The following is a 25,183-nucleotide window of genomic DNA, read 5'->3' on the forward strand; positions in this document are numbered from 1 at the left end:
GGCCTGAAGATGCTCCAGCGCGACATAGGGCCGCCGACGCAGAGCCACGTCTCTAGCTAGGCGAACAACGCGGTGGCGACGTCAGGCGCGAGCGGTATGCCGGCGCGCCAGGCCTCGGCCGCAGTCTTGATCTCTTCGTGGGCGGTCACCGAGCCACGGCCGTCAAGAAGACCTGTCAGGGTGACCCGGAGCGTCACCCGTGCCAGATCGCGCCCGAACGACGCGACAGTGTCCACGGCATCCGACGAGGCTGGGCCACCATGGGCGAGCGCATTCCGCAGCCGCTGGAGGCGATCGACCTGCAAGGCCCAGTCCAGCTCCAACTGGCTGCACCACTCCTCCAGTGTCGCGGTTGTTGCCAGCCGGTCGGCGAGGGTGGTCAACCGGCGACTGGTTCGGGTGTGAACCGGGTGCATCGATCGGAGGGCGGGCAGGGCCGCCAAGGCGTGGTCCAGGTGACTGGTGTAGGCACCTCGACCATGGTGCACTTGAAGCTTGCCGCGGAGGCTGGTCATCTGAGCGCGGTGCTCGGGCGCGACGGCGTGCGGCTCACCGGCAGCTTCGATACACGTATCGAATAGGTGAGCCCGAACCCGGCTTCTGACCCACTGCTGCTTCCAGGTGCATGTGAGAAACTCGTACCACTTGCCGCCGCCGACAAGGGAAGCGACCCACTCCACGACGCGTACGTCGAGTACGACGCGGGGTAGGTTCGACTGCTCCCCAGCCTCCTGCCACCATCGCACCAGGTTGATCACCTCGTGCAACTCTTCCGGAACCGGCGAGAGCCGCGCTCCCAGCGTGACGGAGAGATCCTCCAGCACATCGCCGGTCGGATCTTCATGCGGCACCACCTCTGGCTCCGGCTTCGGTGCAGAAAAAAGTGGCATGCCGGTAACACGACCATCGACTGCGTGGATGTAACCGCTCCACGGAGTCCAGTTGCGGGTACCGGTGTCGAACTTCGCGACCGCAACGGTCGCGTGGGCGAGGTCCGTGGCGCGGCGGATCGGATCAGCGAAGCGCCCATGACCCAGATCGACACGGGCGAAGACGAGGCCGTCGTCGTTGGGGATGTCCTTAAGCCTCAGCCACCCGTCGGTGCGACGGAGCTCGGCAGGCACCCACTCCTTTCCTGGCCCGGTCACGCCGATCATGGCCTGCATCATCGGCGCGCAGTAGAAGGTGACCGGACCCACGGCGAAGTACGAGGTGCCGATGTGGGCCTGGCCGAACGCGAGCCATACGACGTGATGGCCGCCGTGCGCACGCGAAGCGATCAGTTGCTCACACAGTACGAGTCGCGCGGCTTCGTCCAACCCGGCCGCCTCATCAAGACCTGGCCACGTCGCCACGTCGTCCCGATCGAGATCACCGATATGAACACGGGCCTCGGTCACGAAGGCGGCGCTGTCGTGCAGTACGCCGGCCAGGATCCGCCCGGTGATGCGGAGGTTGATCTCGGCATTGGACAGCAGTGAACGGAACAAGTCGCGGCGGCTGCCGAGGTCGTCGGCGGAGATTCCGCTCGTCCGGCAGGCGTCCACCAGGTCGCGCCAGGCCGCCACAGCTATCGCCGGCTCCGTGAGCCGGGCCAGCAGCTTCTCTACCGTCGCCCTTGGCGCCGGCGCCCCCGCCAACCACCCGCCCACCGCCCCGTCGACTTTTCCCTTCTGCGAGACGATCGCGATGAGCCGTTGCGCTTGGTCGTCCACATCGAGAAGATCTTGGCCCAGTTCCGTCCGCAGATGCTGGCCGCACCTGCCGGCGGCAAGGCGGAGGTCTTCCATCGCCGACCTCCACGGTTGCTTCCGCTCACCGCTGAACGGCCCGGCGATCCAGCTTCGAACCTCCGAAAGGGCGAGCGGCAGAGCCACAGCGCCGGCCCGGCCCCACGGCTGGTCATCAGAACGGGTCCACCAACCAACCGCGTCGTGCAGCTCATCGACCCAGCTCGGCGGGAAACGGAACGCAGGCCCGGAAGGAAACACAGAGGCAAAGTATCTCAACGTCGGAGGCCCGCCGGGGAGTGGGGCAGTGCGGCCCAAGAGGCTGTAGTCGATGACCTCGCCCTCATATGCGCGGATCCGACCCACCTGCGGACGGGTGGTGGCCGGGGGCCCATCGGACGCTGATGCACGCCGCCCGGTCGGTGGCGGCCTTCGGGAGTGAGCCGATATTTCAGCCCTCGTCGGCCCGGGGCGCTCACCCCAGCCGACGAGCGCCCTTCGGTGAGTGCTGCAGCGAGGGAACCCCGCGGTGGGCACGTCATGCACAAAACTAAAGCGGATGCGCTAGAGTCCTGACTGGATCTGAAGTGTCAGTCTCTCTGGAGGGCTAGTTGAGCGAGGAATCGCCGGTCTCGGCCTGGGCGCGGTCACACTTCGGGCAGGACGCTGAGGTGGTGCGGCGTGGCCTTGTGGAAGGGCTGCACCACGCGCAGCAGCGGGCTGTGTTGATCCAGGAGATGTCAGGTCTACCGTCCAAGCAGCCGTACGGCGGCATGTGGCCGGCAACGTACAAGTCCCTGGAGGAGCAACTTGTAGGCCTTGAGGGGGCGTACAAGTTCCGGCCGCCGAATGCCTCGTACAACCTGATGGTCGTCCGGGAGCGGCTGCTGCTGCCCTTCAAGCTCGCCGACAACCTGAACGTGCCGGTGAAGCAGGCCCGCTTGGCGACGAAGATCGGCCGGAACCTGTCGCTTGCACTTTCCGCAGCGCAGCCGCCGGATGACCTCCTGAGCCTTCTGGGCGAGGACTTCGAGTTCGACCCGGTCGCAGTGGTCAACGAACTTGTTCACCTGAGCCCCGCCACTAAGATCATCTACGTGCCCTACGTTGCTCACGCCGATGCCGGCCTGCTGAAGTCCTGGTGGGGTGAGGGCCTCATGCAGTCCGACGGCACGATCGCCTGGCTTGTCGGCCAGCCGGAGGAGCTGCCAGCGGCTAAGGGCGCCACGCCGGAAGGCTCCACCGGCGCGTTCTCGGGGCTGGCGGAGGTTGGCGGCTCGGGGCGGGCCTTCGACGAGGGTGACCTGCCCGCGCTCGACTTCCCGACGCACTCGCGTCCGGTAGCGGCGCCGACGGCTGAGCGGGAGCCGGGGTCGGGAAAGCCCACCGCGAACAACGGCAATGCGTAAGCACGAACAACTCCGACTCATCACACCGATTGTTGCCGCTGGTGGGACGGCAACACCCGCCGCCATCGCCGACGGATTTGACCCCGGCCGGCTGACCCAGGCCCGGCAACTCGCAGCCATGACCAAGAGAGCACTCGCCGACCGGATCGGCGTCACGGCAGCGGCCATCGGACAGTACGAGCTCGGACTCACCAAACCCCGACCCGAGTTGATCGGGCCACTCGCCGAATTCCTCAGCGTGCCTCCGCCGTTCTTCCTCAGAGGCCGCCCCCATGCCCGCCTCGACGCATCTATGGCTCACTTCCGCAGCTTGCGAGCGACGCGGGCATATCAGCGGGCGAAGGCGATCTCCTTCACCGAACTGGTGTGGGAACTGACCTACGCGCTGGAGAAGCGAGTCCAGCTTCCCTGGATCGACCTACCCGGCTTCGCCGGCGGCGAGGTGCACTCCGGGACCGAACTTCCCCGCGACCCAGCTGCCGCGGCCCAAGCGCTACGCAGCCACTGGAAACTCGGCAACGGGCCGATCAGTCACCTCGTCCGTCGGATGGAAGCCCACGGCATCGTCACCGTCACTCCACCAGCTGACGACGACGCCACCACCGTCGACGCCTTCTCCACCTCACGCCTGCCCCGGCCGATTGCGGTCTTGACCCCGAATCGCGCGAACAACGTCTACCGCCATCGTTTTAGTGCCGCCCATGAACTCGGCCACCTCGTACTCCATGGCGACACCGCGCCCGGTGACATCCAACAGGAACGTGAAGCCGACACCTTCGCGGCCGAGTTCCTCACGCCCCGCAACAGCATCCTGCCCGCCCTCCCCGGCCGCGCCGACCTCGGCAAACTCGTCGAGCTTCAAGGCGAGTGGGGAGTCTCGGTCAAGTCGTTGCTGTACCGATGTCGCGAGCTGGGGCTGTTGTCCGACTCCGCCTCCAGCCGTGCACACCAAAGACTGCACCTCTTGGCCGATCAGCCAGGCTTCCGTGCCGAACCCGCGGCTGCCTATCCGGGTGAGCAGCCGGCTATGCTCAGCCGAGCTTTCGACCTGGCTACCGGCAACGGCCTGACGATGCAGGCGCTCGCCGAAGAGCTCGCGTGGCCGCTGCCCTGGGTGAGAATGTTGCTGGGCGTAGCCGACCAGCGACCGGTCCTCAAACTGGTGCGGTAGACGATTGATCTCGCGCGACAGCGTCGGCGACGATCGCGTGGTGATCCGTGGGTGATCGGATGTCGACGACCGTTGCAGTACAGCGGGAACGAAGCACGGCACGCCGGGCGGATCGTCACCAGCCACTCGATCGTCGGTCGAGTGGTCATCGATGACGGTGCGTCGCTGGGGCGAGATCAGGCCCGCCGGTTAGGGCAGCCGCCTGTTCACGGTCAACGCACTGGCCCTGCCCGGCATCGCGGCACCAGTGTGGTTGCTCGATCCGGCCGCCGCCGCCTGGAAACGTGACGAGGAGGAACGCGTCCTCGGCTCGGGCTTCCATCACGTACTCCCGCAGATACCAGTCTCCAAACAAGGCGTTGCAGGAAGGGCAACTGAAGGCGGTGTAGGAACCTCTGGCGGTCGCGCTGTAGCGAGAACCGAGATTGGCGAGCGGCACGCCCAGACGACCCGCCTCCATCGCCACGCGGCGACGCACGTCGGGCCGGGCTTCCGGGCGGTCCTGTGCCCAGATCAACGCATGGCGGATCTCGGCTCTCGTTCCGCACGGTCCATCGATGACCTCCCGTTCGACCTCCCAGAACAGCGAGACACCACTGCACCGATAGCAGGGATACTCGAAACAGGACACCTGCGTGATGGCCGGCTGGCCGGTCGCCACGTGGGTACGAAAACCGATCCGGCCGGTGAGTAGACCGATGACGGCGTCGGCCAACGGCATCGCGGTGCCGTTGACGACCGTGGTGACGCTGTCGGCAGCGAAGGCGGTGTGGAACACGGGCAGGTCGCGTCGTGGAAGCGGGACGCTGCGCTCGTACCGGGTGAACCACACGCCGTGGACACGGTCGGCGGCATACCGATGCTGACGGTGTTCGAACTGGTCCCGGGTCTGCGCGCTCCACTGGACTTCGAATGCGAACTTGCTCATCCCTCCAGTGGCCAATACGTCGGCGACCCAACCTTCACCACGCGCCTCCGGTTCGGCGTCCCATCCGGCTGCCCGAGCGGCCTGCACGATGATGTTCTTGGCGTAAAGGTGCTGACCGGTCTCGGCTGAATGGCTCGCGCAGTCGCTCGCTGCCCTGTGCGCAAAATGCCGCACACCGAGCTTGCTCGTGCGCAGGTACGCCACAACGCCGCAGTACGGCAGCCGCACGGAACACCGGCCCGCTCGAACGTCCGTCCGTAGCGACTGCCATTGCTCGTCGGACAGCAACGTGCTGACCGTCCGTACGCCATCGACCATCGCGAGAAGAGGCACAGGTACATGCTCAGTGCCGGGTACGACAGTTCCGTGATGCTGTGCCCCCAGCGGTTGTGGTAGCCCTTACCGGCAACCATTGGCAGGGCACGGGCGGTGTCTGAAGCCCCGCTCGCCGCGACCACGTCCTCTCACGACGACCAAACGGCAACCCTCGGGCTGGCCGATCCCTCGGCTCGTCAGCGTTGGTTGATGAGCAGGGACGTAGCGACGTGCTGTCGGCCGAGGGCGTGGGCAACTTGAAGCGCTTGACACAGCTCGCGACTCCCTGAGCGCCTATGGAAGAGGCGACGACCGCGGATGCCACACCGCAACGCACCGGATGTCCATAGCGGCGCGACAGGCTCGCCGCTGTCGACGCTCTTCTGCACATCGCCGTGATGTCACTGGCCGCGGGTCGCTTCCGGCGCGGGCACAGTGCCGCCGGCGCTACGCAGCGGCGAACTCGTTTGCCGATACGGTGAGCTGTCCGGATGATGCGAATGCCATCCGGTCGGCAGTGCAGGAGGCACGGTGCGCGCCACGTTGATGGATCGTGCGGACGGCGATCAGATCGACCTCATCCTGACGCATCCGGCGCACCAGGAGACCCTGCGCGCCTTGATCGATCTGATCCGGACATTACGCGCCTGCCGCTCTGCCGAGGAGTTGTACCACTTCCAGAGTCGGCTCCGTGGCATGGTCCTCGACACCGAGCAGCGTCGTTCCGCGATCAGCCGGCAGATCAAACGACTGGATAGGCACCGCTGCCTCACCGCTGACGCACCCGAACTTGGCACATCCCTCGACCGTACCGACCGGGAATCCTGGATATTGGAGAGCGACGTCTACGAGCGGATTTGGCGCCAGCTCAAGTCGATCGCGGACGCACTCGCCTGGAAAGTCTTCGGCTACCAGCGCAACATCATCGTGGCGCTGTCGCGCGCCGACGCCCCCGGCCCGATGTACGGCAAGACCGGCCTGGCCGCAGAGCTCGAGGTCATCGAGACCGCGTGGCGCGAGAACCGTGAGTTCGTGCTGCACCACGACCTGACCAACGTCATCCGTGTCGGCGACGTCACCGTCCTCGACCGTGACGGCTGGGCCTGGCTCCGCGAGATCAAGACCAACCAGCGGTATCGAGTTCCTGCCCAGGAGCGGCTGCTGGCCGACACCTCGCAGGTCCTCGCCGACGAGACCGGCGAGTTGCCCAGCGGCTACGCACCGGTGCGCACCACCATCGACTACCGCACCGACTTGGCGGGCCTACGTGACATCCTCGGCTTGGCGCATGCGCGGACGGGTATCGCCGGAGGCGTGGTCTCGTCCGGCCGCGCGGTCGTGGCGGCCAGTCAGTTCACCGCCGCCGGCCGGTACACCGCTGAGGAGTTCGGGACTCGGTTCAGCGCCGAACTCGCCCGGGTCCGCCGCCGCATCGGCGCCGACGACCCTGGGCACACGCTGACGCTGCTGAGCATCGACCAGGCCGGTCGTACTCTCGTGCGCCCACCCTGGGCGATCTACCCGATCGAACCCGAGGTCGCGGCCAGCCTCATCGCCGACGGCATGTTCTTCGCCGTCTGCATGAACCCGAACAGGATCATCGACTCGCTGGCCAACGCCGGTGTCGAAGGGTCCTGGCTGCAGCGTCTCGACGGCACCGAGGACCCCTCGAAGCCGTTGTTGAACGTCGCCGTACGGTCGGGCAACCGGCTCTGGTCGACACCCCTGAACTTCGCCGCGATCGCGGAGCTGATGCTCGAGCTGATCGATCTCCGCACCTGGAGCCAGCAGGTCGCCGCGATGCTCAGCGGCGAGTTCGCTGCCGGCACGCGGCCCTGGCCGTGCTTCGCCAGGGAGGCCAGAGTCTGGGCCTGATTGCCCGGACGCCGGCTGGTTCGCTCGGTGTCATAGCCCGGCGGATCGGATCGGCTCGCCAAGTGGCAATGGCGCCGTCAGACAAGGTTAGGCCGTTGTGATCAACGCTGAGCGTCTGTTCTCGGCGCTGCCGGTCAGCGGGGTGAACTCGTACTCTCCCTCGGCGTCGGGCGTCATCGCGTAGCCGGTGTACGCGCCGGTGAGCGCGGGTGGGGCGTCGTGACGGTGTGACGTGAGATGTACATCCAGGCGTTGTCGACCAGCCGTACGCACGCGATGCCGTGGGCCTTGGCGCAGTCATCGGCACCACTCTGGAATCCGCTGGCGGCCACCACCACGCTCATCTGGGTGCCGGTGAACTGGAGCTTGGGGAGAAGCACTTGAACATCGGAACCGTTTGTGCGACGGGCGTTCACCACCAGCGGCGCCTGACCTTGATCTCGCGTACGGGTATCTCGGAGGGGTCTAGGGGGCGTTCGACGACGGGGCGCATCGTGTGGGGTGTGATGCGGTCGCGTTCGTGTTCCTCGGCGAACCGGGCGGCCTGTTCGTGTTCGCCGAGGTTGTCCAGGGCCTTGAGGAGGTCGGTTACCAGGATGTCGAGGCGGTGGGTTTCGGCTTCGCCGGCGAGGAACCGTTCGTGGTAGGTAACTGCCCGGTGGCCGCACCACTGGCGCAGTAGTTCATGACGGGGCCGGTCGTGGCGGCGGTACCAGTCGTACTCCCATTCCGGTGTCGTCGACCGGCTGTCGCGGCCGACGCGATGCTCATCGCCGAACTTGCATTTGTGGCGGGACTGGGCTTCCTGCTCGATGACGAGGTCGAGGACCTGGGTCGGATGGGCGTGGCACGCGGCCTCGACCAGTTGGAGGGTGCCGGCCGGTGACAGGATGGTCCGGCCGTCGTGGTCGAACCATTCAGCCGAGGCGAGGATATCGTCGGTCGGGCCGTCGATGATCTCGCTCAGCCGGGCTCTGTCGCGGATGTCGGTGGCGCATGACACCGGGGACCAGAGCAGTTCGGCTACGTCATCGCTGATCAAGAGGCCGAAGATCTCCTCGACGCAGGCTTCCTCTGTGCGGTCGAGGCTCAGGTCGTCGATGCGCTGCCAGTTGGCCATCAGCGCGTCGAAGGTCCCGACTTCGCTCCACGGCACCCGCAGCCGCGACCCGGGGACCTTCTCCACCCGTTCGTCGGGGTCGTCGAGGAATCTGATCTCGAGGCGGGCGCTGGTCTTCTTCGGCTCGACGGCCAGGATGCGGACGCGTTCGGACGGTGCGGGGTCCGACTGCCGGTACGCCCATTCGTCGCCCACGGTGAAGCGGGAGGGGTCGATTCTCATCCAGCCGTCCTTCGGGTAAGCGTCGCTTGTTGCGTGGTGCCGGGTCGTGCTGGCGGTTCGCGCCGCGATGGCGGCAGGTCCCAGCGCAGGCTCGTGCGCATCCGGCCGGCGTGTGGTGACGGTTGAGGTGGGCACGCACTTCAGGCGGGCGCGGTCGAGCAGCCCGTGGTGCCACGAATCGGCTTGCCGGCGGGTGCCGGCGTGGGCCTGCCGGTCGTGATCAGGGCGGTGCTCCTTGCGTGGTCCGTGCGGGCTCCAGCCATTGAGGGACGGGCGCAGGTCGTCGGGTCCGGGTTCGGGGTTGTAGTTGATGTCAGCCAGCACGCGGGGACTGCGGATGGGGTCGATCCGGTCGGCGGCGGTCCTGCCCCACGCGACCCAGCTGGCGAGGTACCCGCCGGCGCCGGTCCTGCCCTCGGCCGCTTGTTCAAGGGCGCTGCAGAACGCGCGGATGTCAGCTGCGGTGGTCCACGCCTGGTAGGCGTTGCGGAAGGTTTCCGCGCGGATCTTTTCGGCGGCCCGGACGCGGGCGTCGGCCATCGCGGCGTGCCATTGCGCGAGGCTGGCCTCCTCCTGCCGTCTGCGCTCGGCCGCGGCTTCCTCCTGCCGCCGCCGGTGCTCGGCCGCGGCCTTCTCCCGCGCGGCTTCGGCTGCCCGCCGTTGCTGTTCGTCGGCGGTGACGCCAGCCTCGAACCCTTGGATGATCTGCGCGACGCGCTGTTCCAGACGTACGCGTGCGGTGTCGGTCCAGGTGTCCCGGTTGTCGTGTCCGGCCCGGGCGATCTCCAAGCGGAGCCTGCCGGAGTCGACGACGTCGAACTCCGCGGGTTTCATCCACGGCCGCAGGCGCAGCACCTTCAACTCCTCGGCGGTGGGTTCGTGCGGGACCTGGTCGCGTTCCTCGGTCAGGGTGACCGTGCGTCGGACCTGCCCGGCCTGGAGGAACACCCGCGGGTGTTTCGCCTTGGTGTTAAGCCCGAGCCGGTGCCCACGCCGGGCCGCCTCGCCGGCGAGCTGCCGGATCAGCAGCAACGCCCGGGGCAGTAGGCCCGGGCTGACGGCGAGGTTGGTCGGATCGGCTTCGAGGGCGCTGAACGCCACATGCGGGTCGGTGGTGACACGTCGGGTGTTGAGCCGGATCCGGTTCCAGTCGGTCTCGTCCGCACCGGCATCGGCGTACAGGCGAATGACGATGTCCCCGGCGTCGCGGCCAGTGTGGCGCAGATGGTGACCCGATGGCACAAGTCCCTGCTGCTTGATCGCGTGAATGATCCGCCGGTACCGGGCCCGCGTTCCACTGTCGGGACTCTCGATACGGACCATGCCGCCCCCGTGCTGCAGGCGGTCGAGCAGTTCGCAAGCCGATCGCAGCAGGTCCGCCGACGAAGCGCCGCCGGCGATGCCGTCGGGTGCCGGCGTCTCCGACCGCGGGAGGGAAGCACGGTGGTCGGGATGATCGGGATGGTGACCATGCTCAAGGTAGAAGCGACCGGCATCAGTCGAGCACGCCCTCCACACCCCTGCCTTGCGTGTCACCGTCACCAGGTTCCGGTCCTGAAGCGCACGCGCCGACCGGCGGTACGCAATGCCGTCCGGGCCGCTGAGGCCATCGCCGCCGTGGATCCGGCGAAGCAGGTCGAGCTGCCGCTCATTGAGCGAATCCCATCGCTGCACCACCCGACAGTAAGGGGCACGGCGTACTCGATGGAGCTGGACACGGCCGTATATGGCAGCCCGGACCGAAGAACGAGCCGAACTGTCGGCTCCACCTGAAACTGACCCGTGGTGGTCAAGTCCGACCGGTACTCCCGAGCAAGGGGCGGCTCCAGTAGACACCCCGCCCCTGACACTCTCAGGGCCCACACGCCCGCGGCTTCCCGTTCGGCCGCCCTCGACGCACCGGGGAACCTCAGGCCGTTCGACGGCTGGCTCCATGTCGGACCCTGCTGGTTCACTGGCCACGAGTGACTGACGAAAGAGGCGTGGAGTGACCGATCAGCCGGACAATCCCTGGCGGCAGCACCCGAGCCTGCTGCGGGTAGCCGCGTGGATCCCTGACGTCGACGAGAACCTGGAGCGGTGGGAGGAACTCGAGCAGACTGCGGTGCAGTGGATCGAGGAGCAGGCTGCCGCCGACGGGGTTACCCCGGTGGTGTTCTACAACGCGGCGAAGGCGCATGGGGGCCCTGGCCCGGTCCACCGGCTGGCGAGCCGCTACCGGTTCAGCTACCCGCTCGACCGAGACCGGCCACGTGGTGCTTTGATGGCCTACCACCCCGACGCCCGGTCCCTGCGACGAGCGGCTGACCTGGCGCGCGGATCGGCGCTGGTGGTCCTGGAGAGCGCGATGACCCCCCTGGCCGGATGGGCTGCCGGAACCCAGGCAGAGGACCTGTCCGGGGTGTATCCGCAGGTGCCGGTGCTGGACCCCGAGGCGCAGAAGGCTCTCGACCGTGCCGTGCTCTTCGGCGGGCACAACAACTGGACCGGAAGTCACGAGCGTGAGCACGCCCGCAAGGTATTGGACGCCGTGCTGCGCGGCGGGCTGATCGACGTCGACACCGCTGTGGGGTATGCCCTGGCACACGCCGGGGTCTCGGAGATGGGCGCGAAGAACCTCCGCAGCAGCCTGGAACGCAAGAGGCGGTAGTTCCACCCCGGAGGAGACAGAGCAGATGAAAGGTACCGGGCCGGCTTCACGCGCCGAGGCCGACGCGCAGCTGCGTGACCGGGCCGAGCGCCTCGTCCGGGCCCAGCTGATGACCCGGGAGGATCAGGACTTCGCGCGCAGCCAGAAGAGCATGATCGGCCAGACGATGCGGGAGTACGGCGGCCGCTTCCTGTTCGAGCTAATTCAGAACGGGTACGACGCGCAGCCGCCGGACGCCGGCAGCGGGCGCATCGCGGTGGTGCTGGCGCGCGGCGACGGCACACACGGCACTCTCTACGTCGCCAACACCGGGCGCGGGTTCACCGCCAGCAACGCCCAGCGGATCCGCTCACTCGGGCTGAGCGACAAGCCGATCGGCGAGGGTATCGGCAACAAGGGTGTCGGCTTCAAGAGCGTGCTCCAGATATGCGCGACTCCGGAGGTCTACAGCACGCTGGACAGCGGAGATCCGGGGTTTTGCTTCCGGTTCGCTACCGAGGATGACGTGCCAGGGCTGGTCGGCGCAGATCCGGTGCTCACTCGGCAGATCATCGACGAGGTTTCGCTCTACAGCATCACCTTGCCGGCCGAGGGGACGCCCGCTCGGGTGGCCACGCTCTGGGCCGACGGCTATGCCACCGTGGTGCGGCTGCCGCTCGACGAGGGCGCCGTCGATGCGGTGGCCGAGCGCCTCGACGAGCTTGAAGCGTCAGAGGTGCCGCTCATGCTGTTCCTGAAGCGGCTGGAAAGTGTCACGGTCCGGAGAGAGGAGGGTTCCGCCAGCGAGGAGCGGGTGCTGACCCGGGTACGCAGCAGCGCGCCGGTGGCGGCCGGTGACTTCACCTGCGACCTTGTGACGATGGACGAGGACGGCACATATCTGGTGCTGTCTCGGCGGGTCGATCCGGCCGCCTACCGGCGTGCGGTGCAGGAAGCGATCGACCGGCGTCAGCTCGACCCCAGGTATGCCGAGTCGACGGCGGCGGTCGAAGTCTCGGTCGCGGTGCCGTACGGACCTGCGGACGCGCACGTCGGCCGGTGTTACACCTTCCTGCCGATGGGCCGTAAGGCGCCGTCGCCGTTCGCGGGGCACCTCAACGCGCCGTTCTTCACCGACCTGTCCCGCACGGACATCGACGAGACGAACCCGCTGAACCGGCTGCTGCTCACCTCGGCGGCGGGACTCTGCCTCGACGCGGCCGAGGCGCTCACCGGCTGGCCGGACGACGCCGCCCCTGCGGCTGTGCTCGATCTTTTGTGCTGGGACGACGACCGTCTGGGGCTGCTCACCTCTCGCGCGGAGGAGCAGGGCCGACCGCTGGGCGAACGCCCGCTGTTGCCCGCGCAGGCGGCCGGCCGCTGGCTCACACCAGCTGCGGCATGGCGCTGGCCAGTATCCGACACAGGCATGCTGACCGCAGCGTTTGCGACAGCAGCCAGCGGCGCCGAGTTCCTGCGGGAATTGCCGATGCGCCGGCAGGCGCGGCTGAGGAGCCTGCTGTCGCGGCTCGGACTTGACGTGACGCCGGAGCCGGAGCGTCTGGCCGGCTGGGTCGAGCAGATGATGGCGGTGATGCAGCGCGACCGCAGCCCGATCAGCGACTGGGACCAGGCCTACGCGGACGTCGCGCGCCTCTTCGAGAAGGCGCCCGAGGCGTTGCGGGCGCGGCGCATTCTGCTGACCGACTCGGGCGAGCTCGCGCCGTGCGCCGGCCGGCGGGCCGACGAGACGCCCGCGAGCCGGGAGGCCGCGCCGTTCTTCCCGCCGACGACCCAGCGGATCGCCGACGAGGACGACGTCGACCCCGGCGTCGACCTGTCGCTGCCGGCAAGCCTGTCCAGCCGGCTGTTCTACCTGCACGGCGATCTGACCTGGCACGTCAACCGGCAACAGACCCCGGCGCGCAAGTTCCTGCAGGAGAATCGGCTTGTGCGCGGCTTCGAGACGCGGGGCATCCTCGAACACATCCGTGCCGTGCTCGCCGACAGCCGCGCGCAGCGGGTCGCCCGGGACGCGCTGACGTTCGTCTTCAACCTGAGCCGCAGCGGTGCCCGCATCAAGACCAACCTGGCCGCCATGAGCCTGCGACTGCCGACCGCGAGCGGCGCTTGGATGGCCGCCAAGGACTGTCTGTTCTCGTCCGATTGGCCGGGTACCACCGGCGAGGAGCTGGCCGCGATCGCGGCCACTCCAGAGGACCGGTCGGCTGAGCTGTACGCGCTCGCAGGCCGGATGCTGGCACCTCCGGCGCAGGTCATGCGAGCCGGCGACCATGTTGCCGACTGGGTTGCCTTCCTGCGGCGCATCGGCGTTGGCGAGGTGGTGCCGCTCAAGTCTGTATCCGACGGTCGCGGGATCTACGGCAGCAACCTGACCCGCGATCGGCTTTCGACCGTGCCCGGGCTGCCCGATCCGGTCCGCGACCAGTGGGCGAAGGTCCTGCCGACGACGTCCGCTGCGTGGTATCCGTCCACCCCCTACGTGGTGAAAGGCCCGCTCTGGTGGATGCCGGGACAGGCCGACTGGGAACGGCTGACCGACCGGGTGCGCGTGCACCTGGCACGGCAGATCCTGCGCGGACTCAAGGGCGCCTGGCCGGCCGACGCCTTGGCGACCGTCTGGGAACGCGACCGGCCCGGCGACAAGAACCCGCAACGGCGACGGACGCCGCTCGGTGCGTTCCTGCGTACGGCGGCCTGGTTGCCGACGCAACGACTCGGCCAGAGCGGCGGGGCTTTCGCGAGGCCAGCCGAGTGCTGGACGTTTCCGGTTCGCAGTGACGACGTGCCGCCGCGGTTCGCGACGCTGCTCGCCAAGCCGGTGCGGGATCTGCTCGACGACGACCCGGTGGCGCTGCGGCGGCTGACGGAGCTGGGTCTGGGCGTGTGGGGCCGGGAGGGCGACGCTCCGCGTCTGGTGCGCCACCTGGGCGCGCTCTTTCACACCGGCGCGGTTACCGAGATATATGCGGCGCAGTTCCACAACACGTACCGGGCGGCGTGGGCGGCCTGTGCCGCCCGTGGCGCCGAGGTGGAGCCGTTCCCGCCGGACACCCGGGGTTACCTCGTTGTCGACGTCGGCGGCTCGTCGACAGCCCTGCCGATCGAGCCAGCCGGTGGCGACCAGGAGCCGCCCGACGTGGTAGTCGCGTCGCGGGACGACGAGCAGAGCCTGCTCCGGCTGATGGCCGACTTCGGGTGGCGGGTCCTCGAAGTAGACGCGCATCCCGAGACGGTGACCGCCATCTTGCGCCGCCGCCTCGGCGACCGGGTCTCACGTGCCAGCGGTGTCACGCCGGTCGTGCTGCTGGACGGACATGAGTTCGGCCCGCCAGCCGTCGCCAGCGCCCGACCGATCGTCGGCATCCTGCCGTGGCTGCCGCTGTTCGTGGCGACGCTGCTCGACCACCAGCGCAGCCAGTTCAGCCGCTTCGGTCAGCGGGCGTTCGACGACACGCTCGACGCGTTGCGGCGGGTGCGGGTCGCCTTCGCTAGCAAAGTCGAGGTGCGCCTCGGCGAGGCAACCCGGCGGCTTCCGGACCGGCTGCACGGGGTGCTGCCGATGCCGCACACCGCGCATCCGACCCTGATCGTCGAGGGCGCGGAGACGGAGCTGGACTGGGACATGCTGGAGGCGATGGCGGAGCCGCTGGCATACCTCATCGGCCGGCGGGACTACGCCCGCACCTTCCGGTGGGCCGCAGAGCGGACCCGGCGGGTCGGCATCCCCGTCGCCCAACTCGCCGACGACGACGTGGCCGAGATATGCGACGTCACGGCCGAGGACGTCCGGACGATGGCGCGGCGAATCCAATCTTCCCTGCGACCCTTACTACATAGGCTCTATCCCGTCGTCGCGCATTACCTGCACGCCGAGTCGGCCGCGCCGTTCGACCCCGACTCACCGTCGATGGAAAGCGAGCAGGAGGCCCGAGACCGGCTTACTGCGCTGGCCGACCGACTCGACCACGAGCCGGACGAGCTGTTTGCCGCCGCGCTCGACGCTCCGACGCTCGCGGCGCTCCAGCAGCAGCTGAAGATCCCGGTACGCGAACTCAACGCCACCCTGTCCGGCATGGGCGGGCGCTATCCGCTCATCGACTACGGCGCGCAGCACTCCGAGGACTTCGCCGACTACGTACGCCACCATCGCGACTCCCTACTTGATCGGCTGCGCTGGCACCGGTGGGACCGCTTCGCGGCCGGCGACCCCCAGCCGGACTGGCCCCAGCTCCGGCGGGTTGAGTTGCTCGCCCCGGACCCGGAGTGGGGCACCACCGTCGACGTCCTCTCGACCGATCTCATGGCGGCGCGCGTCGAGGAAGAACTCACGGCGCGGCTGGGCGAACAGCCGCCAGACAGCGGCCCCCCTCTGCTCCGCCGCAGCGACTGCGCCAAGGCCAACGCCGAATTGGTCGACACCGCCGCCGGCAGGCTGGCCAAACTCGTGCGCGCCTGGCTCGAACGGCACAGCCGCCCGGTCCCCGCGCCGTGGACAGACGAGGCGTCGGCAGGCCCGGCGCTGCGCGCAACGCTCGACTCGGCCGGCGCCCTCGACTTCGCCATGCTGACGCTTCCAGACGTGCCCCGCTGGCTGCAAACTCTCGGCGTCTGGCCGACGGACATGCCCGCGACCGACGACGTTGACGCGCTTGGTCTCACCCCCGACGACCTCGACCGCCAGAAAGCCGAGGAGCGGCAGCAACGCGCCGAACGGGAACGACAGCGGCGGACCGTGAACATCGACGACAAACCATTCGACCTCGACGACAGCTTCACCTCGCTACGCGCGGCTCTCGACAATTCACTGGACCGAACACCCGCGTTCCTGGCCACTCCACGCAGGTTCACCGGCCTCAAGGAAACCGACGCCCGGTCCGGCCCCGGCGGCCGGATCGCGGGTGGCGGCTTCGGCGGTGGGTTCGCGTCTGAGCTGTCAAGCCTGCAAAAGCTGGGAGTGGGGTTCGCTGGCGAGTGGTTCGCTTATCGATGGCTGGAGCGGCAGTACGGTGCCGACTTCAGCCCGGAATGCTGGGTGTCGGGATACCGTGAGCGGGTCTACCCCGGCACCGGTGACGACAGCCTGGGCTGGGACTTTGAAGTCCCCGGCCGGCGCGGCACCTGGTACTACGAGGTCAAGACCACCCTCGCCGAGGGCGGTCGAATCGAGCTGGGCGAAACTCAGGTCATCGCAGCGCAGGAGAACGCCCGGAACCGGCGGTGGCGGCTCCTAGTGATCACCAACGTCATGAATGAGAACCGCCAAATCCGTATGCTCCCGAACCCGTTCGACCCTGCGAGCCGCGGCCGGTATCGCTTCGTCGGCCAGGGTCTGCGTCTGGAGTACCGCTGGTCGTGACCGCCGGCATCTACACGGGTATCCCTGAACTCTGCTGTCGCGTAGAGTTACTGAGCGGCTTCGGCTCGTGTGACCGAACGCTTCTTAACCACGCCGCCCTGCAGTAGCGGAGCCCGACATCGGCCGATGATGCCGAAGGGCTGAGACCCCGCCAGCGGCAGCGCTCACACCTCTTCCACGCGCTCACGCATGAGCCGGTCGTTCTTGCTGTCCTTCCCGCCGCAGGCTGCCTGCCGGTCATTGACCAGGCCGTGTTGGAAGCCGCACTGGTGTGCCCTCCTGCCGAGGAGTGTCCGATGGATGCGTCCCGCCCCGACCTCGAGCCGTTGTCGTCGAAACGGTGGCTTGCCCGCCGTTTCCCGTACCGCGAGGAGCTAATCGCCGACCTACGCCACCGCATCCGCCGCGCTCCTGCGCCGATCACCGTGTGCCCGCCGAATCCGCGACACTTCGGCCACGCTATCGAGAAAACCTTCGCACTCGACCTGTGCGACACCCCGCCGTACCCACACCTGTTCGCCAGCCTGCCCAAGACCGAGCGCCAGACCCTCCTCACCACCGCCGGATACCGGCCCGACCACCGGAGAGGCGACGCGGCGTGGCGCAGGACCAACTCTGAAGTGCCAGGTGCCCGCCTGCTCACGGTGGGCAGCGTGCTCACCATCCTCGAACAAGCCCTGCGACAGCTTCCCATCACCACGCCGGACGGGGCCCATGCCACGCTGCAAGGTCCGCTGCGGCATCGCCGGACCATCGCCATCTGCGCGACCGCGACCCGTGCCGCCCGACCAGCATTCGCCGCCTTCTGGGCCAGCTACCTCAGCGGATTCCGTGCTGCGCTGCGTAGCTACGGCCCCCTAACCGCCGGTCCCGCCCTACTCGATGGGCTGAGGGTCGCCGACCTACTCGCCGGCGCCACGATCGTGGAAGTCAAGACCGGCCACCTCACCGAGACCCACCAGTTCGAGGGTCTCATCGACCAGGTCCTTACCTACACGCTGCTCGCCGCTGTGAGCGGTTACCAGGTCTCCGCGGTTGCGGCGTACCTGGTCCGCTACCACGTACTTGCCCGCTACCCGATTGATGCACTCACCACCGAGTTGGCCGGCGGACCTGTCGACACCACCGAAGCCGGCAACCACCTCGCCACCCTCATCCGGGCCGAGTATCCATAATCCGCCGCAGCGCTATACGAGACGGCTGCGCAACGGTCCTACTCGGGGCGGTGAGGCGGAAGCCCGCAGGATCGTGCCGGCCCCCCAAAAACCTGGTGCCGAGGTAGGGCTCGGGCTTCCTCCGTTTGGGGTTCTCGGCCAGGTCTTTGGGCTCGGTGAACAGCTGGGCTGCCTCCAGCACTGCAGGCGCCGGTTGGTGCGGACGAAGACCCTCTTCAGGCCAGACTGCGGGTCGATGAGCCTGGCAGGTTGGAAGAAGGCGGCGTCCTGCAGTCCGACAATGGCGCCCAGACGGTCGTGCTCCTGCCGAGAACATCCCTTGCGAGGCGGTTGGTGTGCAACTGGAGCGTGGCGTCGCCGGTCTCCTTCTTGTCCGGGTCAGGTCGGACACTGGCCCCGACCTCGGCGCCGTTGCGCAGGCGGACGATGATGTTGAGGTCGTCGTGAAAGCGGACCACGCTGTCGTCGGCCAGGTCGGACTCGCGTGCGAGGCCGAGGTGGTGCTCCAGGGCCGCCAGGTGATTCGTAATGAGCCGGAGCACTCGGACCAGTGGTGGGCCTATGCGGTGTTCGGCGGGGACTGCCTTGCTGATCCGGTGCATCACCGCAATGATGGTGGCGCTGGCCGGATGAAGTCTCTGCCCCGCAGGCTCCTTGCGACCGAACCGCGGCGGCCCTGCCACCTGTCTGGCTCTAAGCTTGGTCGGCAAGTGGGAGAATCGCCAAGGTCGCGATACGCAAGATCATTTTGGGTCATGTCGCACAGGGAAGTCAGTCGTTGACGCTAGGGTCAGGTCAGCGTCTGCGGCGGCTTCATGCACGGCAGCTGGGGGAGGTGCGGCGTACGTGGCGACAGCTGATCAAGTCAAGGCCCTGGTCAGAAGTCATGGCGAGGGTGACGATGCCCGCTTCTATTCGGTAGCCCTGCAGGTGGCCGCGAAGGCCGCTCGAAGCGGTCAAGCGCACTTCGCCCAAGAGCTGCGAGATTTAGTCGATGGACTCCGAGCAACTTCTGAGAGGGCAGACAGGCCAGTTAGCCGCCCGGTTCCTGTCGCGCGACCACGAGGTGAGCTAGCTGATCTCCTGAGCGTCGCCTACCCGACCACGCGTTTGGCAGACCTCGCGCTGGAGCCGGAAGTTCGGCAACGGTTGGAGCGTGTCTTGCTTGAGCAGCGACAGCAAGACAGACTCCGAGAACACGGCTTCGACCCTCTGCGTCGCCTCCTACTAGTCGGCCCGCCCGGGACCGGAAAGACGATGACGGCGCGCAGCCTCGCCGGCGAGCTTCGACTACCACTCTTCACCATCCGCCTGGACGCCCTGATCACCAAGATGATGGGCGAGACGGCCGCAAAGCTGCGGCTTGTGTTCGACGCGCTAGCGGAGACCCGGGGGATCTACCTGTTCGATGAGGTCGACGCTCTTGGGGGAGAGCGCTCCAGGACCAACGATGTTGGTGAGATCCGACGCGTGCTGAACTCCTTCTTGCAGTTCCTAGACCAGCAGGACTCGGACAGCCTCTTGGTGGCCGCGTCGAACCACCCTCAACTGCTCGACCGCGCGCTGTTCCGGAGGTTCGACCTCGTTGTCGGGTATCCGCTACCCACGCCCGAGGTCAGCAGGGCTGTTATCCGCAATCGGTTGGCTACTATGGGGCCCAAAAAGTGGGCGTGGAGTGCTATCGACGAGGCCGCAGCAGGCCTGAGTCACGCCGAGATCACAGTCGCCTGCGAACTAGCCGCCAAGGAGGCCATCCTGTCTGGTCAGCAGCACGTCACTCCTGCCACCCTGGCGGCAGCCCTGCGAGATCGGCAGAACATGGCCCACGAGAAGCAGTAAAGATGGCCCCTCGAAACCGCCCCCATCTCCTCCTCACGCGAGCCGCCACTGCCGAGCCATACCGCCGCCCCGGAAGCGGGGGCGACAACGGCACCGTGGCGGCACCCTCGGATCGTCAGGCTCACGCGCAACGGCTCTCCGAGCAACTGAGAGAAGTCGACATAGCCGCACAGGCTAGGCGTGCGGAACGAGAGGCGACCGTCGAAGGAGCAATCGACGGCCTGTATCTAGTGTTCGAGAGCTTTCCTGGCGTCGGCCTAGCACTCCAATCGCTGGAATCGCAGCGCAGCGGTCTCCAACCAGAACTGGTCTCGGTCCATGAAGTCGAAACGCCAACAGGACCGGTGGAGCAGGCGACCGTCTTCGTCCCAGACGGCAAACTTGGTCACTTCTTCTCCAAGCTCGAGGGCTACGCTGAGACCACTAATGACGCCAAGCCGAAGAACGCCAACCTCGTCGACCGGATCGCAGCGGTTAGGCTAGCTTCAGTCGAGGCGCTATGGACCGATCCGCCAGAGCAATTTCCAGAGCCGGATGCCCGCGTCTGGTGGGAAGTGTGGCTGCGTCGCCGCGACGGCAACGAGATCGGCCGTCTTCAGCAGTTCGCCGAGCGGGCGAGAGTCCGGATGGGCCCGCGTACCCTGGGCTTCTCGGACCGAACGGTCGTCCTGGTCGAAGCGACCGCCCGGGATCTGGCAACCGCCCTAGACGTGCTCGATGACCTCGCTGAGCTACGTCAACCTCATGAACTCGCGCAACAAATTGCCTCTGAGCCCGCCAGCGAACAGCGTGAGTGGGTAGACCAACTCGTCGACCGAACAAGCGCCGCTTCAGCCGAAGCCCCCACCGTATGCATCCTCGATACCGGTGTTCACAAAAACCATGCGCTCTTGGAACACTCACTCGACCTAACCGACTGCCACTCTTGCGATCCGAATTGGCGGCTTGACGACCACGGTGGCCATGGTACAGAGATGGCCGGCCTCGCTCTCTATGGCGATCTTGGCAAGGTCATACGATCAGCGGGACCAGTAAAGCTTCGGCACCGCCTGGAGTCTGTCAAGCTGGTACCGCCGCCTCCTCAGGAGCATCCACCCGAGCTGCATGGTGCAGTTACCGCCACAGCGGCGAGCCTTGTGGAGGTCCAAGCCCCTGCGCGTCGCCGGGTATTCTCGATGGCTGTTACGGCAAAAGCAGGACCGGTCCAAGAGGACGGCAGCCGCCGTCGCGTGACGGGCGAACCGACGTCGTGGTCTGCAGCTGTCGATGCGCTCGCGGCCGGAAGAAGCATCGACGTCACCGACAACGGCTTGGTCTATCTTGACCAAGCCGAGGAGGCAGCTCGTCGCCTCTTCCTCATTAGCGCCGGGAACGTGGAGCGCGCCAAGTTCCAGCAGGACTACCTGACCCGAAACGATGTCGAGCCGGTCGAGGACCCCGGACAAGCGTGGAACGCGTTGACCGTGGGGGCCTACACAAGCCTGGATAATCTCGCATCCGCAGGGCAAATGTGGGACGGCTGGATACCGCTTGCCCCCCGCGGTGAGCTATCACCACACAGCCGAACTTCCGTCCCGTTCAGCCGTAGATGGCCGGTCAAGCCCGACATCGTGCTCGAAGGCGGCAACGTCGCCTGCTCGCCCGCGGGAACGAGCTATGACACTCCAGAGGCCCTGCAGGTGCTGACCACCCGACACCCAGGCGTCGATGCACGCCTCCTCACAACCACCTGCGCAACCAGCGCCGCCACCGCCCAGGCTGCTCACCTAGCCGCATCGATCCTTGCTGACTACCCGACACTTTGGCCTGAGACGGTTCGTGCCCTGATCGTCCATTCTGCGGAGTGGACGACTGCCATGCAGCAGCGCGTCGACCGAGCCCGCAGGGTAGGCAAGGCCGCGGTCCATCAGCTCCACAGACGATACGGGATGGGCCTACCCAGCCTAGATCGTGCGACCCGCAGCGCAAGCGACGCACTCACCCTTATCGTTCAGGACACAATCCACCCTTACCGCGACGGAACCATGAGGGAGATGCACCTTCACGACCTGCCATGGCCCACTGACGTCCTGACAGGACTCGGAGCCGCGCAGGTCAGGATGCGCGTGACATTGTCGTACTTCATCGAGCCCAACCCCGGACGCCGCGGTTGGCAACGGAGATACAGCTACGCATCCCACGGCCTTCGCTTCGACATCCGGCGGCCTACAGAGTCCACTGATCTTTTCCGCAAGCGCATTAATCAACGCGCGCTAGCCGAAGAGGAGCGCCGACCGAGTAGCACCAATGACGCCAAGCAGTGGATCTTCGGGAGTAATCAACGAACCGCAGGCTCCCTCCATACCGATATCTGGGAAGGATCAGCGGCGGATCTCGCCGGGTGCGGCGCCATAGCCATCTTCCCCGTGACTGGATGGTGGAAGGAGAACCCCAAACGTGACGGCAGCGACTCCGGCGCACGCTACGCTCTCGCCGTATCCATCGAGACCCCGGAACAAGACGTCGACATTTGGACACCCGTCGCCCAGCAGATCGGCGTTCCCGTCGCAATCCAAGTATGATCGGACTCATTACTGCCTGCGCGTCCCCCGCAAGAGCCCGCGGGCTTGACCAAGCCCGCAGCAGGAGCGCGGCCAATCGCACGCACCGCCTCGATTGCTGACCTCCAGCGAGCGAGCCCCGCCACACCACGCGACGAGTACGACCAGTTCCGTGCCGCCCTGCAGAACCGGACCGGCCACCCCGACTTCGCCCAATATCTCACCGGACGAGCCCTCTGGGTCGGTCACCACCACCCGGCACGCGCAGCCAAACCCGTCACGCTGCTGGCCCCGGCTCTCGCGGCACCGTAGACTAACGCGGCGCGGCAACTTCGCCAGATTCCGGCATGAACGTGTCGGACCGACCAAAGTACGGCCTGAGCAGGACTTACGTCAGCTCTACTGATCTTCAGCAAGCGACCACAGCAACGCGCGTGTGCGACCCACTGAAGTGAATACAAAATAGGAACCCGCAGGTCATCAGCATATGGGTGCAGATAGAGCGTCGTCTTAGGAAACCGATGCTCTATCCCCTGAGCTACGGGGGCGCGAGGGCCCAGTCTAGCGACCCGGGCGTCCAGCTGGGGTGGCAGGGAGTGGCCTGCGTTCACCCCGCCGCCCGAACGCCTGTTGTCCCAGCACACGCGCGACAACCCGAGACCGCCGGGGGAACCGACAGGAGGAGGTCGGCAGGCGTCCGCTGCCGTGGCGACTCACCACGCACAGCATCGATCAGTCGACCGCTACGAGGTGGCGGGCCGGGCGGTGCGGCGACGTTCGGTGAGCCGTCGCGCCTTCACCACGTTGCCGCAGTCGGCCATGCGGCACCAGCGGCGGGATCCGTTGCGGCTGCGATCGAGGAACAGCCAACCGCAGCCGCCTTCGAGCACCGGGCAGCGGCGCACTCGGGTCAGGTCGGCCGTCAGCATGGCGTCCAGAGCGGCCTCGGCGATCCGGTCGGGCACCAACATGGCTGGCACCGTGCCGTAGACCAGCCGTACCTGCGACGAGTCGAGCACGAATCGTGCTCGAGCGGCCGCGCCGGACCAGCGCTGGTGTAGTCCGACCAGCGCGGCACCGGCCGCGACGGGGTCGCCCGTCGTGCCGTCGTCCCCGTCGGGGATCGCGGCGAGCATCACGAGATACAGGCCCTCGCGGATGTCCCGCGCTGCGGCCAGTCCCGCGTGCGCGGCGGCGGGCTCGTCGCGCCACGCCCGGCCAACCTGGTCGGCCTCGGCGTCGGTGATCAGGCCGACCTGGACCGACCAGCGCAGCAGGGCCGAGCTGTCGGACAGGAAGTCGTGCGGTGCGGTGCCCCCGCGCTCCAGCGTGTTGACCAGATCCAGCATTGGGTGCCCCCCGACCATCGGCAGCTGGCACACGTCGATTGGCATGTCAGCCAGGCTACCACCTAGACCGCTCAAGACGGTTACACCATCTCCAGTTCAGGAGTAGGCGCGACTCGCTGGGCTTGACACATCGGCGTGAAGATAGGGGTTGGCGGCGAGACAACGAGGGATGCGCAGCCGTCTATGCTACCGTCAAAATCCATTTAGCAGGGATCACCGACGGTCATCCAGGATCTGGGAGGTAGCCAATGGCGCACCAACGACGCGCGGTCTATGCCCTCGCCGCGTTGTCCGCCGCCACTTTCTGTTACGTCACCACCGAGGTGCTTCCGATCGGGTTGCTCACGCTGATCGCGCCAGACCTGGGACGCTCCAGGTCCGAGGCCGGTCTGCTGGTGACCGGGTACGCCGCGGTGGTCATGGTTGTGGCGCTCCCCCTCACCCGGGTCACTCGACGCGTGCCCCGGCGCCCCCTGCTCGCCGGCGCGCTCGGCGTGTTCGCCGCGGCGACGACGGTGTCGGCCTTCGCAACCTCCTACGAGGTGCTGCTCGCCGCGCGGCTGGTGTCCGCCACCACCAACGGTGTCTTCTGGGCAGTGGTTTTCCCGGTGGCGATCTCGATGTTCCCCGCGAACATCCGAGGTCGCATCGTGGCTCGGCTGTCGATCGGTAACGCCCTCGGCCCGGTCCTCGGCGTGCCGCTGAGTACCTGGTTGGGCGGGCAGGCCGGGTGGCGGGCCGCCTTCGTCGCGATGGCCATCTTCGGCTTCGTCACCTGCATCGCTGTCGCCCTGCTCCTGCCGAGCGTCGCACCGCAACAGGATGCGGGCGACACGGGGCCGATGCCGGACCGGCACCGCTTCGTCGTGCTCCTTGTCGCCACCATCCTCGCGGTCACCGGCGCGATGGGCGCGTTCACCTACATGACCGTCTTTCTGCTCGACGTCAGCGGCTTCGCCACAGCATCCCTCGGCCTGCTGCTCTTCGTTCAAGGATCGTTCGGCGTCGCCGGCACCTGGGCGGTCGGCCGGGTGCTGGACCGATTTCCGCTCGCCGTCGTGCTCGTTCTCCTCGGGCTCCTCAGCGCCGCGATGCTCGGCCTCTTTGGGGTTGGCGGGAGCAAGGTACTGACGATCCCGTTGCTGGCCGTGGCGGGGATGTCGTTCAGTTCGCTGATCGCGGGAATCCAGCACCGCGTCATGCAGGTGGCACCGTCGACCACCGACATGGCGTCGGCCAGCCTCAGCGTCGCGTTCAACTTCGGCCTCGCGGCCGGCTCGTTGATCGGCGCGGGTCTGCTGGCGACGGCCGGGGTGCGCGTCATCCCGCTGTTCGGTGGCCTGCTGACAGCCGCGGCGATCGCGTTGCTCGCCGGCCACGAAATGTCCCGCAGGAGAGGGAGGAACCACAGGCCCGACCAGAGCAGTTGGCCGAAGCGACCGACCCGCAGCCACGATGCCGAGAAACCACAGGCCGCCAGCGTGCCGACATAGCTGGCGCG

General features: G+C 67.4%; 15 protein-coding genes. 9 read left to right on the forward strand and 6 right to left on the reverse strand.

Annotated elements, in window-relative coordinates:
- Window positions 1-56: 56 nt before the first annotated feature.
- Complete coding sequence (locus tag AB0B94_RS00700; protein ID WP_357266741.1) at window positions 57-1,790, reverse strand: hypothetical protein; 1,734 nt, start codon at window positions 1,788-1,790, stop codon at window positions 57-59.
- Between the two features lie 551 nt (window positions 1,791-2,341).
- Between AB0B94_RS00700 and AB0B94_RS00705 the strand changes: the two genes are divergently transcribed.
- On the forward strand, window positions 2,342-3,139 hold the full coding sequence (locus AB0B94_RS00705; RefSeq protein ID WP_357266744.1) for a hypothetical protein: 798 nt from the start codon (window positions 2,342-2,344) through the stop codon (window positions 3,137-3,139).
- The gene (locus AB0B94_RS00710; RefSeq protein ID WP_357266747.1) at window positions 3,132-4,310 is read left to right on the forward strand and encodes an XRE family transcriptional regulator; all 1,179 of its coding nucleotides are present in this window, start codon (window positions 3,132-3,134) and stop codon (window positions 4,308-4,310) included. Before AB0B94_RS00705 ends, AB0B94_RS00710 begins: the two co-directional genes overlap by 8 nt.
- Window positions 4,311-4,455: 145 nt before the next feature.
- On the opposite strand, the gene AB0B94_RS00715 is transcribed toward AB0B94_RS00710, so the two are convergent.
- Window positions 4,456-5,571: a hypothetical protein gene (locus tag AB0B94_RS00715; RefSeq protein ID WP_357266749.1), complete on the reverse strand. Its 1,116-nt coding sequence runs from the start codon at window positions 5,569-5,571 to the stop codon at window positions 4,456-4,458.
- Between the two features lie 513 nt (window positions 5,572-6,084).
- Between AB0B94_RS00715 and AB0B94_RS00720 the strand changes: the two genes are divergently transcribed.
- On the forward strand, window positions 6,085-7,428 hold the full coding sequence (locus AB0B94_RS00720; RefSeq protein ID WP_357266752.1) for a hypothetical protein: 1,344 nt from the start codon (window positions 6,085-6,087) through the stop codon (window positions 7,426-7,428).
- Between the two features lie 173 nt (window positions 7,429-7,601).
- On the opposite strand, the gene AB0B94_RS00725 is transcribed toward AB0B94_RS00720, so the two are convergent.
- Window positions 7,602-7,808 (reverse strand): hypothetical protein, encoded by a 207-nt coding sequence (locus AB0B94_RS00725; RefSeq protein ID WP_357266755.1) that lies wholly within the window; start codon window positions 7,806-7,808, stop codon window positions 7,602-7,604.
- A 32-nt stretch (window positions 7,809-7,840) separates the two neighbouring features.
- On the reverse strand, window positions 7,841-10,444 hold the full coding sequence (locus AB0B94_RS00730) for a hypothetical protein (protein WP_357266758.1): 2,604 nt from the start codon (window positions 10,442-10,444) through the stop codon (window positions 7,841-7,843).
- Window positions 10,445-10,757: 313 nt separating this feature from the next.
- On the opposite strand from AB0B94_RS00730, the gene AB0B94_RS00735 reads away from it, so the two are divergent.
- The 3 genes from AB0B94_RS00735 (at window position 10,758) to AB0B94_RS00745 (ending at window position 17,954) form a co-directional block, all read left to right on the forward strand.
- Window positions 10,758-11,420 carry a hypothetical protein gene (locus AB0B94_RS00735; protein ID WP_357266761.1) on the forward strand — a complete coding sequence of 221 codons (663 nt, stop codon included), beginning with the start codon at window positions 10,758-10,760 and terminating at the stop codon, window positions 11,418-11,420.
- A 25-nt stretch (window positions 11,421-11,445) separates the two neighbouring features.
- On the forward strand, window positions 11,446-16,779 hold the full coding sequence (locus AB0B94_RS00740) for an ATP-binding protein (protein WP_357266764.1): 5,334 nt from the start codon (window positions 11,446-11,448) through the stop codon (window positions 16,777-16,779).
- Between the two features lie 296 nt (window positions 16,780-17,075).
- The gene (locus tag AB0B94_RS00745) at window positions 17,076-17,954 is read left to right on the forward strand and encodes a hypothetical protein (RefSeq protein ID WP_357266767.1); all 879 of its coding nucleotides are present in this window, start codon (window positions 17,076-17,078) and stop codon (window positions 17,952-17,954) included.
- Window positions 17,955-18,169: 215 nt separating this feature from the next.
- On the opposite strand, the gene AB0B94_RS00750 is transcribed toward AB0B94_RS00745, so the two are convergent.
- Window positions 18,170-18,556, reverse strand: coding sequence for a hypothetical protein (locus AB0B94_RS00750; RefSeq protein ID WP_357266770.1), 387 nt, complete (start codon window positions 18,554-18,556; stop codon window positions 18,170-18,172).
- 559 nt (window positions 18,557-19,115) lie between these two features.
- On the opposite strand from AB0B94_RS00750, the gene AB0B94_RS00755 reads away from it, so the two are divergent.
- Both AB0B94_RS00755 and AB0B94_RS00760 read left to right on the forward strand, forming a co-directional pair.
- Window positions 19,116-19,793: an ATP-binding protein gene (locus tag AB0B94_RS00755; protein ID WP_281579131.1), complete on the forward strand. Its 678-nt coding sequence runs from the start codon at window positions 19,116-19,118 to the stop codon at window positions 19,791-19,793.
- 2 nt (window positions 19,794-19,795) lie between these two features.
- Window positions 19,796-22,354 (forward strand): S8 family peptidase, encoded by a 2,559-nt coding sequence (locus AB0B94_RS00760; RefSeq protein ID WP_357266773.1) that lies wholly within the window; start codon window positions 19,796-19,798, stop codon window positions 22,352-22,354.
- 722 nt (window positions 22,355-23,076) lie between these two features.
- On the opposite strand, the gene AB0B94_RS00765 is transcribed toward AB0B94_RS00760, so the two are convergent.
- Window positions 23,077-23,727 (reverse strand): CGNR zinc finger domain-containing protein, encoded by a 651-nt coding sequence (locus AB0B94_RS00765; protein ID WP_357266776.1) that lies wholly within the window; start codon window positions 23,725-23,727, stop codon window positions 23,077-23,079.
- A gap of 203 nt (window positions 23,728-23,930) precedes the next feature.
- Here AB0B94_RS00765 and AB0B94_RS00770 point away from each other — a divergent pair, with 203 nt between their 5' ends.
- A complete protein-coding gene (locus tag AB0B94_RS00770; RefSeq protein WP_357266779.1) occupies window positions 23,931-25,175 on the forward strand; it encodes an MFS transporter in 1,245 nt (414 codons plus the stop codon).
- The last annotated feature ends 8 nt before the right edge of the window (window positions 25,176-25,183 follow it).

This window comes from Micromonospora sp. NPDC048986 (genome assembly GCF_040649335.1).
Lineage (GTDB): Bacteria > Actinomycetota > Actinomycetes > Mycobacteriales > Micromonosporaceae > Micromonospora > Micromonospora alfalfae.